Annotated in this window: 14 protein-coding genes; 1 reads left to right on the top strand and 13 read right to left on the bottom strand. The window is 62.0% G+C overall.

The window, feature by feature from the left end; translation table 11 throughout:
- Positions 1 to 773: 773 nt before the first annotated feature.
- From KIH81_RS12230 to KIH81_RS00510, 10 genes are all read right to left on the bottom strand, one after another.
- Positions 774 to 2,606, bottom strand: a complete 1,833-nt coding sequence (locus KIH81_RS12230) for a 3'-5' exonuclease (RefSeq protein ID WP_214303609.1) — start codon at positions 2,604 to 2,606, stop codon at positions 774 to 776.
- Positions 2,607 to 2,767: 161 nt separating this feature from the next.
- The gene (locus KIH81_RS00550; RefSeq protein ID WP_214303608.1) at positions 2,768 to 3,001 is read right to left on the bottom strand and encodes a hypothetical protein; all 234 of its coding nucleotides are present in this window, start codon (positions 2,999 to 3,001) and stop codon (positions 2,768 to 2,770) included.
- A gap of 161 nt (positions 3,002 to 3,162) precedes the next feature.
- Entirely contained in the window at positions 3,163 to 4,899 is a 1,737-nt protein-coding gene (locus KIH81_RS00545; protein WP_214303607.1) for a VirD4-like conjugal transfer protein, CD1115 family, read from the bottom strand.
- Positions 4,896 to 7,043 (bottom strand): type IA DNA topoisomerase, encoded by a 2,148-nt coding sequence (locus tag KIH81_RS00540; RefSeq protein ID WP_214303606.1) that lies wholly within the window; start codon positions 7,041 to 7,043, stop codon positions 4,896 to 4,898. Before KIH81_RS00540 ends, KIH81_RS00545 begins: the two co-directional genes overlap by 4 nt.
- On the bottom strand, positions 7,044 to 7,457 hold the full coding sequence (locus tag KIH81_RS00535) for a hypothetical protein (protein WP_214303605.1): 414 nt from the start codon (positions 7,455 to 7,457) through the stop codon (positions 7,044 to 7,046).
- A 310-nt stretch (positions 7,458 to 7,767) separates the two neighbouring features.
- Positions 7,768 to 8,022, bottom strand: coding sequence for a thioredoxin domain-containing protein (locus KIH81_RS00530; RefSeq protein WP_214303604.1), 255 nt, complete (start codon positions 8,020 to 8,022; stop codon positions 7,768 to 7,770).
- Positions 8,009 to 10,687: a hypothetical protein gene (locus tag KIH81_RS00525; protein ID WP_214303603.1), complete on the bottom strand. Its 2,679-nt coding sequence runs from the start codon at positions 10,685 to 10,687 to the stop codon at positions 8,009 to 8,011. Before KIH81_RS00525 ends, KIH81_RS00530 begins: the two co-directional genes overlap by 14 nt.
- A gap of 5 nt (positions 10,688 to 10,692) precedes the next feature.
- Entirely contained in the window at positions 10,693 to 11,424 is a 732-nt protein-coding gene (locus tag KIH81_RS00520) for a DUF3801 domain-containing protein (protein ID WP_214303602.1), read from the bottom strand.
- Between the two features lie 28 nt (positions 11,425 to 11,452).
- Entirely contained in the window at positions 11,453 to 12,913 is a 1,461-nt protein-coding gene (locus KIH81_RS00515; protein ID WP_214303601.1) for a relaxase/mobilization nuclease domain-containing protein, read from the bottom strand.
- Positions 12,913 to 13,293 (bottom strand): MobC family plasmid mobilization relaxosome protein, encoded by a 381-nt coding sequence (locus KIH81_RS00510; protein WP_214303600.1) that lies wholly within the window; start codon positions 13,291 to 13,293, stop codon positions 12,913 to 12,915. Before KIH81_RS00510 ends, KIH81_RS00515 begins: the two co-directional genes overlap by 1 nt.
- A gap of 309 nt (positions 13,294 to 13,602) precedes the next feature.
- On the opposite strand from KIH81_RS00510, the gene KIH81_RS00505 reads away from it, so the two are divergent.
- Complete coding sequence (locus tag KIH81_RS00505; protein WP_214303599.1) at positions 13,603 to 14,106, top strand: hypothetical protein; 504 nt, start codon at positions 13,603 to 13,605, stop codon at positions 14,104 to 14,106.
- Positions 14,107 to 14,169: 63 nt separating this feature from the next.
- On the opposite strand, the gene KIH81_RS00500 is transcribed toward KIH81_RS00505, so the two are convergent.
- The 3 genes from KIH81_RS00500 to KIH81_RS00490 form a co-directional block, all read right to left on the bottom strand.
- Positions 14,170 to 14,631 (bottom strand): hypothetical protein, encoded by a 462-nt coding sequence (locus tag KIH81_RS00500; protein ID WP_214303598.1) that lies wholly within the window; start codon positions 14,629 to 14,631, stop codon positions 14,170 to 14,172.
- 197 nt (positions 14,632 to 14,828) lie between these two features.
- Positions 14,829 to 14,987, bottom strand: a complete 159-nt coding sequence (locus tag KIH81_RS00495; protein ID WP_214303597.1) for a hypothetical protein — start codon at positions 14,985 to 14,987, stop codon at positions 14,829 to 14,831.
- A 61-nt stretch (positions 14,988 to 15,048) separates the two neighbouring features.
- Positions 15,049 to 15,639: a hypothetical protein gene (locus KIH81_RS00490; protein ID WP_214303596.1), complete on the bottom strand. Its 591-nt coding sequence runs from the start codon at positions 15,637 to 15,639 to the stop codon at positions 15,049 to 15,051.
- Positions 15,640 to 15,657: the final 18 nt, after the last annotated feature.

Below are 15,657 nucleotides of genomic sequence, written 5' to 3'. Positions count from 1 at the left end.
CCCGATTCTCCGATCCGGGAGATCGCAGCCGTTCCGGCGTCCTCTGCCTCCGATCCCGAAACGGATGGGACGGAAGACGATGCCTTTGACGAGATCCCCCGCCGTACCCTGAACGGCTGGACCCGCACCCTGCTGGCGCCCGTCCTGATCCTCGCGGTCCTGTTCGCCGGCGGAGGTACCGCGATCGCCGTCCATATGATCCAATCCGACAGACAGCAGGCGGTCGCAGAGCAGGCCCGAAAGGATGATGAGGCGCGTCGGAGTCTGGCGAACGCGACGAAACGGGCGAACATGCTACTCGGAAAAGTCAAGAAATCGCCAGTCTCCGACGACCGGAAGGTGAAGCGGTCCCGGGAAACCCTGTCCGCCAGCATGACCGATACCACGAAAGACGACGAGGACAAGGCCGATGGCATCGCTAAGGCCACCGACAGTCTGAATACGATTTGGACGGCCGTCATGCGATCCAAGGCCTCCGAGGTCGGAGCATCCCTGTCCGACCTCATTGCAACGGCTGACGGTCTGAAGAAAGCACCCGACACCGACGCCCGGACTGAAATGCTTGAGCTCGCGGACGAATGGAGGGATAGTCCGGTCACGGCAGCGAATCTGACGACGGCCATCGAGGCCGAGCGACGCCTGACCCAACTCTGTGACGAGGTCGGCAAGGCCAAGGCCAAGGCCGACGATGAGGCCCGGAAGAAAACCACCACCGAAGCCGGGAACGATGAACAGGAAGCATCTGCTCCGTCGCAGTCCTCTCCGTCGCAGTCCTACTCGTACTCCCCGCCGCAATCGTATTCATCCGCCCCGTCGACGTCACCATCCCAATCAGGCGGATCGGCCCCGTCCTGGTCCGTTTCCCCGGACAAAACAGCGGGAGGGTTCACTGGACTGCCTGGTTCGGATGGTAGCCTATGACCCCGTGAGCGTGCCTTCATCCGCACTTGGGGCACCGGCATCGTGCCATGGTCGCATTTCACACAGCGCGCCGTCACTGGCTCCTTGGCGCCCGTGTAGCTCTCAACAATCACTTCGATCGTTTCCGAACTGCGTTCCAGAACTTTGGCTCGGAACCGTTTGGCGCGTCCCGTCAATGCCTCTTCGGGCGTCATCGCTTTCCGAGAGTTTCGCCCGTCCGAACGGGGAGTCCTCGTTCTAGGTGCCTTCGGATTGCAATTCGGGCAGGGGTCGCCATCGAATGCAGACAATCTTGACGGGCTTACCGTCCACTCCTGCCCGCAACGGCCGCATGCCAGCCGCATCATTGTCTTATAGTTCTTGTATTCCCGGACTTCCACGTTGAATGGTGCCGTCCTCTCCTTCCACCTCCGTTCGGCAAGCAAACGGCTGGTCTCGTTTGCCGTCACGGTTTTCCCCGGTTTGGTTCCGGCCGTTGTGACGACTTGCGAAATCACGAAGTCGACTTTTCTGAGCTTCGTATGATCAGGGTTGAAAACCCATTCCATGCCCATGATGTAGCTCTTGCGGCCATGGGCCTCATAATAAAGCTGCTCCTTATAGTGTTCCACGTTGGCTTCGCCGGTTTTGATTTCGAGCACGGCCTGATCGGTGGACAGGTCGCACAATGCCAAAATGCCATGCTCCTCATCCACGCACAGTTCCTGAGAGAGTATGGGCTTATCGGCGAAAATATCATGCTTGATGTATTCGATAAGCGGGCTGATACGTTTCCGGAACATGTCGAGCACATGGTTAATCTCATCCGTGAGCTTTCGATCCTCCTTCCTTGCCGATGTCACGCTGCCGTCCGATTCGAGTCGCACGGGGATTGCGGCCTGCTGCGTGTTTAGGCTGCCAAGGTATTCGAGCTTTCTCTTGTTGTCCGAAAGGAAGTCGGTCGAGTCGACGATTTTGACGTCGAGCATGGAATCAATGAGATTCTCCAATGTGACGCCCGTGATATTCGCGGGGAACCGTTTTATCCCTGTGCCTGGAACCGAAAGCCGGAACACCTCCCTCTCCTCATGCAGGATATAGGGGCGGTCCATCAACTCGCCAAGCCTTGGATAGGTGTAGAGGAAACTGGCGGGGATGAGATACCCCGGTGTGATGACGAATACATTGATGCTTGGCCCATCCGTCGTGGCCAATAGCCCACGGCCTCCGATCCTCTCGAACAGCTTCCACTCCAGGATGCAATCGTTGCCTCCCGAATGGACTTCCCGGACTCCTTCAATGCCGAGCATGCGGCAGAGGTTGTCCTTCGTTATCTCACCCGATGACCATCTCGACGCGCGGATCAGTTTCTTGTAATTGAAGAATGTCAGCTTCTCGAAGCCTTCCAGATTATGCCGTTCAAAATATTGCTTTAGGAAACGTTCGTCTATTGTTCCGTAGTGCAATATAATCCTGGATTCAAGCTCGAAATCCTCGAACAGTTGTCTGACCTCGTCCTGGCTCAGCGGAGATTCGTCCTTGAGATCCTCTTCGGTGATGCCGTTGATATAGGTCGTCTCCACGAAAGGAGACAACTCCAGGGGAAGGAACCTGTCATATCTTTCCTGCGTGTCCGGCTTGTACAACGAAATCGATAGCAGGTCGTCATAACGGGCGCTCAGCCCGTTCGTCTCCACATCGAGCACAACGTATCTACTGGGGGAGGTGTCGAGCTGTTCGTATTGCAGTCGTCTCCTTCGGCTTCGGGCCTTCGGCCGTCCATTGTGTGAGCCCATGGTATCCGTTTCCGGGGAGTGAACCGCCGACCTGGCTCGTACGCGCCGCAATAAAGCGGGGACTAGGATGGTCATTCCAATGGGATCGGCGGATCGGCCAAGTCGGAGCGGAGCACCCATTCGATGCTGCCTCCGCTGCCTTCTGTGGCTGCTTTGTTCGTTCGATAGGTCTGTTCCACTTTCCTTCGCAGGTAATGTCCCCGGTCGATGGGCTCGGCAATGATTCTCAGCTGTCGCCCGTTGACGAGCGGACTGATGTTTTTGGCGCAGGCACGATCCGCCTGGATCCGATCCATGTATTTCATGTCATCCAATTGTCGAACAGTTGTTCTACGTGTGGATGGTGGACGTGAATAGCGGGATGCACATTCGTTCATGCGTGTCCCCGCATGGGGCACGCATGAACGAATGGAGTTTTATCCGCTTCGGGCCCGGTTCGTGGCGCTCTTGCCGTCGGGTTTGATCGTCATCTGACCGGTCGCCAATCGGGTGAATGCCGGAGACGGGATTTGGGTTTCGCCGTCGGCTTGTCCGGAATGGTCTTGAGCGAATAGAAGGGTCTGCATCCTCGAAGCAGGTACACGCAGTGGTCGTCGGGCATCTGCGCGAGCTCGTCGGGGAGCATGAGTTCGCGGCCGGTGCTTCGATAGCTGACGGTGTATCCGCCGGAAGCGCCGCGTTGCTCGCTGGTCTCCCTCATGTCGATGGTGGCCTTGCCGAGCGTTTTGGATACGAATTCGGTGGTGGTCTGTTCCTTGCCGCCCAGGAACAGGAAGCTGTCGCAGTTGCCTACGATCGTTTCCCAGTCGTCCTTGTAGCGGCTTTTGAGCTGGGCGAGGTTCTGGATGATGATCGAGCAGCTGATCCGGCGGCTTCGGATGGTGGCGAGTTTCTGCACGAATCCCGGGATCTGTCCGATGTTCGCGAACTCGTCCATGTAGAAATGCAGGGGAACGGGCAGTTCGCCGGTGTCCTGATGGTCGGCGACGTAGATGTTCGACTCGAACAGGCACTGGTAGAAGATCGAGGCCATGAAGTTGAATGTCGTGCTCGTGTCCGACATGATCAGGTATATCGCGGTCTTCCGATGGCCTGCCTGGTCGAGTCCGATGGTGTCGTGGTCGAGGATCCGGCGGATGTCGACCATCTGCATGGGTGCGAGTCGCACGCCTGCGCTGATGATGATGCTCTTCTTGGTTTCGCCGGCACCTTGGGTGAACACGCGGTACTGGCCGCAGGCGAACACGAGTCCTCGGCACATGCGTTTGACGTCGTCGTCCCATTCGTCGGGCTTGTCCTGCACTTCCTTGATCATGTCGCGTGCGGCGGCCATGAGGGCGTCGATCTCGCTCATCATGTTCTCGTTGGTTTCCGAGGCTTCCATTTTGCCTACCATGTCGACCACCTCGTTCAGGGACGGGTTGTCGGACGTGTAGTACACCCACGTGATGAGCGCGTTGTAGAGGGCGCGTTCCGCTTTCGTCCAGAATTCGTCGCTTCCGCCCTTTTTCGCGTCGGCGCTGTCGGTGTTCGCGATCAGGTTCTCGGTGAGCGTCATGATCGACGCTTCGGGACTGTCGGGGTTGATGTAGTGCATGGGGTTGAACCCGTCGGATTGCATGAGGTCCACGAGGTCGAGCTTGCGTACGTCGTATCCCTTGCCGGCGAGCATTTCCGAGGTCGCCCTGTAGATCTCGCCTTTCGGGTCTGTGATCGCGAAGCTCATGTTCGCGCGTCGGATGTTGGGCATCACGTATGAGCGGGTCTTGCCGGAGCCGGAGGATCCGGACACGAGCACGTTGATGTTCCGGTGCGTGGCCTTCGCGTCCAGGCTGAGGCCTTCGGTGCGGGTCATCTGGATGTTCTGGCTGACATCGGCGTCCGTGTAGGGAGCCATGTCGTCGGCGTCGCCCCATCGGGCGGTGCCGTATTCCTCGCCCTGCCGGTAGTTGCGTCGATTCGACCAGCGGACCATCCAGATCAGTCCCACGAGCGCGGCGCATCCCAGGCCGGCGAGAAGGTCCCGCCTGTCGAGGCTGAACCGGAATGGTTGCTGGAGGGCGAGCAGCGTCTTGAGGATCATGTCGTTGACCGGCGTGCCGGCGGCCGTTTCCGCCCTTGCCTGCATGCCGAGCAGGTCGCCCGCCCAGAGGGCGAGCAGCATGGTGATGATGACCGCTATCGGGTTGGTTTTTCTGTTCATCGGTTTCCTCCTTTGTCGAACAGCATGCTGACGCCCCGTTCGGGGTCGGCTTGGATGCGCGCGTCGAACTTCTTGCCGCTGCGGCTGGTGAATCCCGTGACGGTTGGCGTGGCGCCGGATAGGGCCTGGCGGATCTGCTGGTCGGTGAGCTTGCGTCCGGCAAGCGTGCCGAAGATCTTGTACCCGCAGCCTGCGGTCTGCTGCCAGTCGCCTTCCGGGGTTTTCTCACTGCGGTTGGTCGAGCATTGCCATATGCTCCCCGTCCTGATGACGGGCTGCCCGCAGCGCGGGCAAGGACCGTATTCCTGCCGTGGTTTCCCGGTGTCGTCATTGCGGCAGTAGGGGTCGAGCCGGTCCAGGACCATGCCCGGCATGTCGGCGCACATTCCACGGATCATGCCGAGGAACTCGTCCTCGTCCGTTCTCCCGTGTTCGATGCCGGCGAGCATGTCCTCCCATTCGGCGGTCGTTCGTATGTCGGTGAGTTCCGGGGCGGCCACATGTATGAGGAGCCGGCCTTCGGGAGTGGAACGCAATTGCTTGCCTTTGCGGGCCGCGTATTTGGAGGAGACGAGCTTTTCGATGATGTCCGCGCGAGTGGCCGGCGTGCCGATGCCTCCGGAATGGCTTGTATCGTCTTCGAGTGCCGCTTTGAGATGCTTGTCCTCCACGTAGCGGCTCGCGTGTTCCATCGCGGCCAGAAGGGTCGCCTCGGTGAACGGTTTCGGGGGCTGGGTCACGCATTCACGGGCCTCCGATGAGACGGCGCGCAGGTCCACGCCGTCTCGTGCTTCCTCCGGGATTGATCCGCTCGTTTCCGCGTCGTCGGCTTCATCTGCGGGCTTCTCCGTCTCGATCGCGGTCCAGCCGGGGCTGATGGTCCGATCCTCCCTTGCCGTGAACCGTATGCCGGCGCATGTGGCTTCGATGCTGGTCACGTGCCGGACACGGTCGCCGCCGACCGCTTCCCACATGCGGCGGACGATGCGTGTGATGACCTTGCGTTCCGGTTCGGCCAGATCGGCCAGTCGCGGCGCGTCGAGTCTTGTCGTGGGCAGAATCGCGGTGTGGCCCGCCACTTTCTCGTCGTTTACGGCCAGAGCGGGCCGTGGGTTCGCCGGCACGGCCGCCGGTGTCAGGAATCCGTCGATGAGCCTGCCGGAGGTTATGAGCGTGTCGAGCGTGGGCAGGTCGTCGTGCGTGATGTATTGGCTGTCGGTGCGTGGATAGGTGGCGAGTTTCAACTCGTAGAGGTGCTGGAGCGCCGCGAGCGTGTCCGCGGCCGTCATGCCGTGCAGTCGGCTCATGTCCTTCTGCAGCCCGGTCAGGTCATAGAGGCGGGGAGGCCTGTCATGGACTGTCTTTCGTTCGGCCTTGTCCACATGCAGGCTTTCCCCGACCGTCCGGGAGCGGAGCCGTTCGGCCTCGTCCTGGTCATCGATCCGGTCGCTGACCAGCGTCCACCCGCCCATGTCCGCGGCGACTTTCCAATAGGTCTGCGGCTTGTGGTCGTCGATCTGCCGGTCGCGTTCCACGATGAGCGCGAGCGTCGGCGTTTGCACGCGGCCCATGACAAGGGTGCGCCGGTAGGCGATGGTGTGGGCCCTGGTGGCGTTCATGCCGACGAGCCAGTCCGCCTTGGCCCGGGCGTCCGCGGCGCGTGCGAGCCCGTCGTATTCGCTCTCCGGCCTCATGGTTTGCCAGGCGTTGCGTATGGCTTCCTCTTCCAGCGAGGCCACCCACAGGCGCGACGCCGGCTTGCCGACACCGGAGTGCATGGTGATGCGACGGAAGATCGCCTCGCCCTCGCGATCCGGATCGCAGGCGTTGACAAGCCCGTCCACGTCGTCGCGTCTCATGAGTCCGACGAGCTGCCGGTAGCGTTCGCCGGCTCCTTTGGCGTGACTGGTTTCCCATTTGAATTCCATGGGGTCGATGGGAAGGTCCTCCATCCGCCACCGTCCCTCATGCCATGGTTCGTCCCCGTATTTGTCGGGTTCCGCCAGGTCCACGAGATGACCCTGCGCCCAGCTGACCATTGCTTCGCGTGTCTGGATGTAGCCGTCCATGGCCTTCGGGTGCGGGTCGAGGGCCTGGGCGATGGCCTGCGCCACGGAGCGTTTCTCCGCTATGACGAGTTTCATTTATCTTGTCCTTTCGTTTTCTTCATGCGCGTGTTCGCGTCGCGCGCGGAGGTATTCCTCCGCCCGGCGTCGCATGTCTTCCAACGCCTGACGGCGCGTGAGCAGTGACGCGAGCGTGTCGTCGCGGCTGTCCGAAGGACCGCCGTCGTTGTCGGCCATGACTGTCTCCTCCTGCGTGTGGGTCCTGAAATGGACTCCTGGCGTCCTACCCGGGTCCAATTCGGCGATCGGCATGATGGTTTCCAGACCCATATCGGTGATGACGACCGCTTCGGCGAGTCCGGTCATGAACTGCACGAGCCGACCCATGGGAGCGTCCGCCGGGATGACGTCGTCTACCGTGACGCCCGCTCGCGCCAGCTGTGCGAGCGTTCCCTCGGGATCCTCGGACACGAGCGTCAGGGTCGCCGGCATGGTCCTGCGTCCTGCATGTCGAGACTGGTGCCAAACGCCAGAATCCGGGCCTCGACGGCGGCACGTTGCCCGTCCATGGACTGTCCGTCGGCGGCTCCGACGACGATTGCCCGGTCTCCGCCGCGTGGCCTCATGAACCTGAGATACCGGTTCTCCCGCATTCCGGGAACGGTGACCTGGATGATCGGGCCGCTCCTTCCCGTGGAATCGATCGCCTGGAGAAGGAACGTCGCGGGACCGTCGACGTCCGGTATTGTCGGATCCTTGAGCAGCCATCCCTCCACGTAGGCGCTGACCGTGTCCGGGCCGTTCACTTCGCGCCGCCGAGGTCATGGGCCAGCGTCTTCACCAGGTCGGGCCTGTGACCGTACCATGCGGTTCCCGGTGCGAACACCGCGGGCGGTGCCGGGAACCCATGTGCTGCCATCAGCGTGCGTCCTTCGTTGCTTGACACGGCGACGGTCCGGTAGGAGACGCCGTCCCGGTCGAGCATCTGCCTGGTTGCTTCGCTTTGCGGATCCCGGTCGGCGACGAGCGTGACGGACGGGCCTTCACCGAGCGTCATGTTGGGGTCCCCTAACGGGCTGCGCCGGCTGTGCTCTGGAGGATTCCATGAGTGTTTTGGCTCGTTCCGCCATCGCCTCCCTGAACGATTTCATCGACGTGGAAGGGGGTTGCCTGGATTCCTTGGCGACGTCCGTGCCCTTGGCTGGCCGCGGTTCGGACACGCCGGATGCCGGTTGCGCCGGATTCTGATCCTGGGGCGGCCGGGTCGGCTCCGCGGACGGCCATGGGTCCTGGCCGACGCCTTCAGGCAACTGCTGCATGGGCGTCAGGTCAGGGTTCATGCGTTCCGCCTCATGCTCCATGACGGCTTGGGCGAACTGCTGGCTCCCGCCAGGCATGTCCCCGTCCAGTTCGTCGAACACCGGTTCCACGAGTTCATGCACGGCATTTCCGAGGCCTTCGTGTTCGGCCGGATCCAGCCCGCTGTACTCCAGGATTTGGTTGGTGACCTCCCAGCTGCTGCTGTTTCGGGACACGCTGTCGTAGCTTTCGCCCCATTTCTCGACCAGTCCGAGAGCGTCCATATCCGTTTCGGGTGGAATCTGCCGTTGCTCCGGCGGGTTCGCCAGATTGCGCAGGTTGAGGTTCGCGTTGATGATCTCGGGGTCGCCGATGCCTTGATCCGCAAGACTGTCGATCTGCTCGTTGATGAGTTCGGTGTTCTCGGCGAGCACGAGGGCGGCGGCCATGGTGCGGTCCGCCATGGTGAACGAGGTGACGTCGCCGATGCGCTGCGCGTCCTTGTTGCCGAACTGCCGTTCGTATTGGATGGCTTCCTGGTCGGCGATATGCCGGAACGCCTTGACGGCCTTGTCGGGATCGTATTGGCCGTCCACGTAATATCGTGCGAGCCGTTCGGCGGTCCTTTGGATTTGCGGGTAGAGGTCCGCGTCGTTGTTCAGGCAGAGTGCGAGCTCTCTTGCCCCGTGGGTCGGCTCCCCGGCCGGCGATACCGGTTCGAGCCGCCCCTTGGCGGCGAGACCCCGGATCTTCGCGGCGTTGAGGAACGCCTCCCGGCTCGCCTTCACGGCTTTGCACAGATCCCATGGATTGTCGATGCGGAACGTTTCACGGTTCGCTCCCTTGCCTTTCCAGAGCTCGATGGGCTTGTCCGGGGGAAAGGCCACGGTGACGTCGCGGCCGTTGGCTTTGGCTTCCAGCACGCGCTTCGACGCGAACTGGTCGAGATTGAACCCGTCCAATGGAACGCCGTTGATTGTGGTCCCGGAGGGGATGCGAACGCTGATTTTCTGCCAGGTTTTCCCGTCTTTGCCATGCTGCTGGAACACGTGCACGAGCTTGTTCGGCACGTTGACCTTCGCCCATGATTTGGCCTGGCCGCGCGTTCGTCCGGTCGCTCCGGCGGATCCGTTCTGAGTTCTGGACGGGTTCGCGCCGGTCCTTTTGAACAGCTCCTGTTGAATGTCCCATTGACGGTCCCGCGCGGCCCGATGCTCGTCCTGGACGGTGTAGAACCGCTGTTGCGCGTCCTCCACGGTTCCGCCCTCGCCCCGCTCCGCCTGCCGGATCTCGTAGGCGAGTTCCTCCATGCGGTCGCCGAGTTCGTTGACCTCCGTGCTGGCCGCCGTCAATGCGGCGTCGAGTTGTTCGGCGTTCCATCCGGCCTTGGATCCCGGGTCGGTTTTGAGTGTCGCGAGCAGTTGCTCTCCGCTGTTCATGCTGTCGCTCATGATGGTGTGTCCTTTCTTTTTGATTGTGTGTTCCGGCTGTTGCGCGAGTAGCAGGGCCGCGGCCGTTGCGACCTTGTCCCGCCACTGGTCCGCCGGCTTGCCGGTGCCGGCGACGATGAGACGGGCTTGCTCCCCGGGGAAGAGCAGCCCCTGCTGCTGGTATCCGATTCGTGTGCGCAGTCCTGCCGGATTGCCCGCGTCCTGCGCACGTTGAAGCTGGTAGCGGTCCACGATGAGCCGGCTTTCCCATGCCATGCGAGCCGTGTCCATGCGCTGGGAGACGTCGATGGGTGTGGGCTCGGTGCGTGAAATCGTCTGCAGCAGCGGCTCGTCCCCGGCATCTTGGTACTGCAGGTGCGTTCGGGCCACCCTGTCGTATCCGCCTTCCGCGGCCCGGTGCCAGACGACGGCGTGCAGGTCGTATCCGTTGTTTTCCAGAAACCAGACGGTTGGTTCGGAGGGGGCGTCTATCGCTGCCTGGATGACCGCGATTCGGGTTCCGTCCGGATCTGAAGCCTTGTTCTCGATGGCTGCTTGCCTGACCGCTTGCGCCCACCCGAACGGAATCGGCCGCCCATCGGCCATCGCGAGACGTACCGTTCCGGGCTTTTCCACGACCCCTTCCGAGACGTTCACGTCGCCGCTGAAGCCCATGGTCAGTGCGTCCGGCAACGATCCCACGGCCCGGGACTGCGGGCTGCCCACGATGGTCGAGGAGCCGGTGGGCGTGAGCGCCGGCTCGTGTTCCGATTCCTCGTACCGGTATGTGTCAACGATCGGATCGCCGGGCATATGCCATACTCCCTGACTGTCGGGGCCTTCGTCGCTTGCGACGCTGACCGTTTTTAACACGTCGCCGGAGTATGCCCACGCTGTCGCCGGCGAAGATGGTCCGGACCAGTCGACGGCGTTGATCCTGTCCTGGTAGACGGCGAGACGGCGGATATCGCGCAGCTCCGATGGGCCGACCATGGGACTCATTTGCCTCTTGCCTTGGTCTTCACCGGTACGGGTTTCTCATTGGCGATACGCAGCTTCTCGTTCGCCCTGCCTTCGAGTTCGGCTTTGAACGCCTTCTTGTTTTTCGGTCTGGCGGTCCCGGGGGCTTTGGTTTTCTCGCTGTGTTTGGGCTGCTCCCTGCTTGTCTGCCCGTCCTCCGGTGATGCTGTCCGGACCTCTGTCTTATCCGTCTGTTCCGGGGTTTCGGGTTCGGCAGGTTCCTTTTGTACTGGCGTCGACGGCTGTTCCTGTTCCTGTTTCAGGTCGGGTTGGTCCTCCGTGAGCTGCAGGTCGAGTTCGCCGAGCGCACGCGCGACTACATGCTGGATGTGGTCCTGATCCTTGCCTTGGAAGATCAGGAACCATTGGCCGTTGTCATGCTCCTCGATGCTGTAGTTCACGCCCGCCTTGCGGAGTTCCCGGGTGATGTCCTTGAGTTTCTCCGGGTTGAATTCGAGATGGTGAAGGTCTCCTCCACCGGTGATCTGAAGCCGTTTCTCGCTCATCCGGCCGGTCGTCAGCTTCGTGTGGATCGCGTCTTTGGCGGCTTGCGCTCCTTTTCTGAGGGGCCATGAAGCGCCTTTGAGCAGCTGTTTGGCGACCCATCCGCTTACTCGCACGACGACTCGGGCTCCCGCTCCCGCGACACCTTGGGCGGCTTGCTGGGCCGTCTGCTGCGCGATCTGCTCGACCTGCTCCTCAAATGACATGATTGGTTTTCCTTTCCTTGTTGTGGGTTCATCGGCGTATGCCGCGGGTCCTGGTCCTCTCGCGTTGGCGTTGCTCGCGTTGCGTGCGGACACGTTCCTGGACTCGTTTCAACGCGGCGAGGTCCTTCTGGAGTTCGCCGATGCGACGCTGACGCAGCTCCAGATGACGGTCGTCCGCAGGGTTTTCCCGTGGTCCCGGATTGTGTTCCTCGCTTTCGCCGCGTGTGTCCGTCGTCTCCGCGAGGGCCACGATTTCGGCTTGGAACCCGTCCCTTTCCTGGCGGATCCGTTCGTCCAGGTGACGGATCGCGTCTTCGAGCCCGTCGCCGGTGTCGCCCATCCACCGTTGCGCCGCGGACAGTTCCCGCGCCTGGTCGCGCAGCCTGTCGAGCTTGATGGCTTGGACGGTGTAGTAGCGGCGTTGGGCGTCGGTCTTGCCCGGAGCGACGGTCCGACGGCGGTCCACGAAGCTGGTCAGGTCGATGTCGGGGCGGGTGAAATGCTCGTAGATCTGGCCGGGCATGAGCCGTCGCACGTATCGTCCCGTCTTGTCGGTGACGACTTGTTCGGCGTCCTCTCCGAGGTATGCGTGCCAGGTTCTGCCATCTTGGACGAGATGGTCGTAGGGGATGGTGATCTGCTCGCGGCGCCCGGTTTTCGGCAGCCATACGGTGAGCGTGTCCTCGTCCCGTCGCGCGATCATCTTCTCGTTGAACGTGATCCGGTCGAGGTTCTGCCGGTTTATCTTGGCCATGATGTTGTCCTCGTTGTACGCGAGTCCGAGCTTCACGTCGCGGATCCTGAGCCCGGTTTCCTGGTCCGTGTAGGTCAGGTGTCTGCCTCGTACGGTGACGGTCACGCCGTTGCCGGCGAGCAGGTTCCGGAATTCCGGCCAGCTTGTCGAGCGTGCGCAGGTCGCGTCGATGAGCGTGCGTATCGCATCCTTGATGCCTTCGCCCCGTGCGCTTGTGTACAGTTCGCCCATGCTTCTGCCGTGTCGCGGATTGCCGGTGGGGCGGATGATGCTGAGTTTGTGTTCGATGCACAGGCGGTCGCTGATCGAACGCCATTCGCCGAGCGTGCCTTTTGTCAGCCGCATCTTGCGGCGGGTGACGTCGGAGGCGTTGCAGATGATGATGTGGTTGTGCATATGGCCGCGGTCCACGTGCGTGGCGATCACGTACTGGTGGTTCCCGCCGGTGATCTGCTCGGCGAATTCGACGCCGATGCGGTGCGCCTCCTGCGGGTCGACCCCGTCGCGCGGGTCGAACGACTGGATGACGTGGCGTGCGAGCACGCTGCCGGGCCGTAGGCCGTTCGCGGATTCCTCCAGCGTGCTCATCATGTCCTCGCGTAGCTGCCAAGGGTCGATGGAATCGGTCCAGCTTGCTTCCACGAGCGTTCCGTCCTCGGTCTTCGCTGGGTTCGCGATGTAGGCGATGGCCTTGTCGATGGTCGCTTTGACCGTGTTGATTTTCACGACCGCCATCACTCGCCGCCTTGCTCGGAGAGCTTTCGGCGGTATTCGCGGTCGATGCCGCGCAGCGTCGCCTCGATGGCCCCGTATCCGGTGAGGATCTCCTCTATCTGTTCCTGCGTGATGGTTCCGGTCGTGTTCGCCAGGGACGCGATCTGGTTGATGTTGACGCCGATTCGTCGTATCTCGGAGCGTATTCGGGCAGGTTCGCAGGCGACGACGACGTTCACGACACGGCCGGTGAGCATGAGGTCGCGGGCGAATTGCGAGAAGCTGCGGTAGCGTTTCCCGGCCTTCACCCGGTGGTAGAGATCGTCGATCTCCTTGGCTTCCTCGGGCGTCAGCATGACCTTCCGACACACGCTGCGCGTGCGTCCCTCACGCCAGTTCATCGTCGCCTCCGGCTATGGGGTTCGGGTCTCCCGCATGAGTCGGGCGAAGCCTGCGAGCGGCAAGTGTGGCCACACTTGCGATGCTTGCTCCTCCGGAAACCGGAGGATTTTCGGAGGTGTTTTCTCCCGGAATCGCCAAGCGTTCCGGGATCTCCCGCTTCGATGCGGGAGATTGCGTGTTCCGGTCTTGCCGGACACGCACGTCGCTCAGGTTTTCCATAGTTATCCTCGCTTTCCGTGAGGTGATTCTCATGCGGCACGCGGGTCGTCGCGTGCGTGTTGGCGAAGAAAACTTGGAAAGGATTTCTGATGGCTTCTATTGCCGCAGGCAGACAGTGGAGGAATGATCTGATCGCGGCGGCTGACCGCGATCTTGAGGCGACGTTGAAACGGCGCCGCGCTTTGTTGGGCTCTCTCGCGGACGCGGTGTCCCGGATGCGCAGCGGCGCCGCGGATGCGCAGGAGGCCGTGCGCCCGTATATGGAGGAGACCGGGATGAGCGTCGCCGATGTCGCCAAGCTGCTTCGTTGCACGCCGGCGGAACGGCGGATGGTGTTCGGCGCCGATGTCCTCGCCCGGATGGACGAGTCCGAGAGCGGGAAGACCGAGGATCCGGGATCCTCCCCCGCGGACGGGCAGACGGTATCCAAGGCCGCGGACGAGCCGAAAGACGACACGGGTTCTCCGGCAGTGGTCCCGCCTGTCTCCGATGCGGGGGAGCGGCCGTCAGAAGGGGATGGGTACGACGTCTCCTCGATGTCGCCCGAGGAGGACGCTCCGGTGTCCGGCTACTCGTATTCGTCCGGCTACTGATTCTCCCGAATGCAGAGAGGCCCGCACAATAAGTGCGGGCCTCTCTGCATCCCCGGAACGGTACTACCTGTCCAGATCGGGCGACTCCTGTTGAAGGGGAACTATCTTCCCCGTCTCCCGGTCGAAGCGACACGGCTTGCTTCGAGCCTTTCCTTCGTGTTCGAGTCGTTCCAGACGCATGCGCCGCTCTTGCCTGATCGCCCGCCGCTGCGATCGTGTGGGCAGATCCAGGATGGCTTCGGTCGCCACGTTTACGATCACGGACACGACTATCACGCCGATGCAGCCGAGCAGCACCGGCATGAAATCCGGTTTCGCATGGTCGTAAAGAAACCAGTCGACCAAGGCGAAGATGAGAGCGAGCCCTCCGGCGAGGCCTGCGAGCTTATTGAGCGCGAACGCGATGGTGCGGATCGGATGGGTCACGAGACCTATCGCAAACGCGAGTACGGCGAGGGCCGCGGTGATGATGAGCATGACGCATATGACGAGCGCGTCTACCATAATCCAGGTCAATCCGTACATCGTTCCGTTCCTTCGTCTTCTGTGGTTCTCCTATATGTGGATGGTAGGCGCTGTTCCTGGGCTCGGTAAAATTTTACCGGCCGGGTGTTTTCCTTGTTGTGGAATGGATGCGTGAGGGATTCGCAAGGGAGAGCGCCGGCGTCTCCCTTGCGCCGCCGGAGGCCGTCCGCGGGACCATGCCCGCGGACGGCGGTTGCCTAGAGTTTCACGAGGGCGTGCATGGTGAGCGCGGAGGTTGTGACGGCGAACAGCAGGCTCCATGTCACGGTCCATACGACGCCGCCCGGGGTGTTCATGAGTACGGCCGATACGGGGGAGAGCAGGACGAGGATGAGGGTGATGTCTTGTTCTTTCATGGTTGTTCCTTTCCGTGACGGACCGTCCTTATGGGACGGCCCGACGTTTCATGGGATGTGGTCAGCCGAGGTATGCGGGGTGACGGTTTCCGGCGGCGAGAACGAGCGTGGCCAAGGAGTTTTCTTCGTCGATGGCTAGGGCCGCGGACGCGAGCATCCCCGCGTCCTTGTCTCCGGCCCACCATGCGAGCCATGCGGCGGCGGCGAGTGGCTGCGATTCGTATTCCGGTTCGTCACTGGCCGCGGACAGGTCGATGAGGGTGAGGAACGCGCGGGCGAAACGCTCGCAGTCCGGTTTGGCGTCCGGGTTCTCGAAACCGTTGGTGAGCGTCCGTCCGACGAGTTCACGGGTCTCGGGGGTGTGCGGGTCCGCGGCGACGCCGAGCAGCATGTCTCGTGTCAGACGTGAATCGATGACGCTCAGGAGCAGGGCGTCCCTGATGGACTTGCTGTCCCGGAGAACCGCCAGAAGCCCGGCCTTCCAATTGTCATTGGTATGGGCGTTGCCTTCGATGGCGTCGAGCCATGCGTCGATGAGGGGCGTGAACCATTGGCGGTTCGCGGCATGGTATCCCATGGTGATGATGTCGGACTTCCAGCCGTCGGCGACGGATTGGATGGCTTCGGTGCTGATACCGGTGATGGTGTTCATGATGACCCTCCTGTTGGT

Source organism: Bifidobacterium miconisargentati (assembly GCF_019331675.1).
Classification (GTDB): Bacteria; Actinomycetota; Actinomycetes; order Actinomycetales; family Bifidobacteriaceae; genus Bifidobacterium; species Bifidobacterium miconisargentati.
The sequence above is the reverse complement of the archived record's forward strand: the minus strand, read 5'-3'. Positions and strand labels throughout refer to the sequence as shown.

Excerpts from the sequence above, each read along its gene's own strand:
- KIH81_RS00550 (WP_214303608.1), bottom strand. The coding sequence starts at position 3,001 with ATGAAATACATGGATCGGATCCAGGCGGATCGTGCCTGCGCCAAAAAC.
- KIH81_RS00545 (WP_214303607.1), bottom strand. The coding sequence starts at position 4,899 with ATGAACAGAAAAACCAACCCGATAGCGGTCATCATCACCATGCTGCTC.
- KIH81_RS00540 (WP_214303606.1), bottom strand. The coding sequence starts at position 7,043 with ATGAAACTCGTCATAGCGGAGAAACGCTCCGTGGCGCAGGCCATCGCC.
- KIH81_RS00535 (WP_214303605.1), bottom strand. The coding sequence starts at position 7,457 with ATGCCGGCGACCCTGACGCTCGTGTCCGAGGATCCCGAGGGAACGCTC.
- KIH81_RS00530 (WP_214303604.1), bottom strand. The coding sequence starts at position 8,022 with ATGACGCTCGGTGAAGGCCCGTCCGTCACGCTCGTCGCCGACCGGGAT.
- KIH81_RS00525 (WP_214303603.1), bottom strand. The coding sequence starts at position 10,687 with ATGGTCGGCCCATCGGAGCTGCGCGATATCCGCCGTCTCGCCGTCTAC.
- KIH81_RS00520 (WP_214303602.1), bottom strand. The coding sequence starts at position 11,424 with ATGTCATTTGAGGAGCAGGTCGAGCAGATCGCGCAGCAGACGGCCCAG.
- KIH81_RS00515 (WP_214303601.1), bottom strand. The coding sequence starts at position 12,913 with ATGGCGGTCGTGAAAATCAACACGGTCAAAGCGACCATCGACAAGGCC.
- KIH81_RS00510 (WP_214303600.1), bottom strand. The coding sequence starts at position 13,293 with ATGAACTGGCGTGAGGGACGCACGCGCAGCGTGTGTCGGAAGGTCATG.
- KIH81_RS00505 (WP_214303599.1), top strand. The coding sequence starts at position 13,603 with ATGGCTTCTATTGCCGCAGGCAGACAGTGGAGGAATGATCTGATCGCG.
- KIH81_RS00500 (WP_214303598.1), bottom strand. The coding sequence starts at position 14,631 with ATGTACGGATTGACCTGGATTATGGTAGACGCGCTCGTCATATGCGTC.
- KIH81_RS00495 (WP_214303597.1), bottom strand. The coding sequence starts at position 14,987 with ATGAAAGAACAAGACATCACCCTCATCCTCGTCCTGCTCTCCCCCGTA.
- KIH81_RS00490 (WP_214303596.1), bottom strand. The coding sequence starts at position 15,639 with ATGAACACCATCACCGGTATCAGCACCGAAGCCATCCAATCCGTCGCC.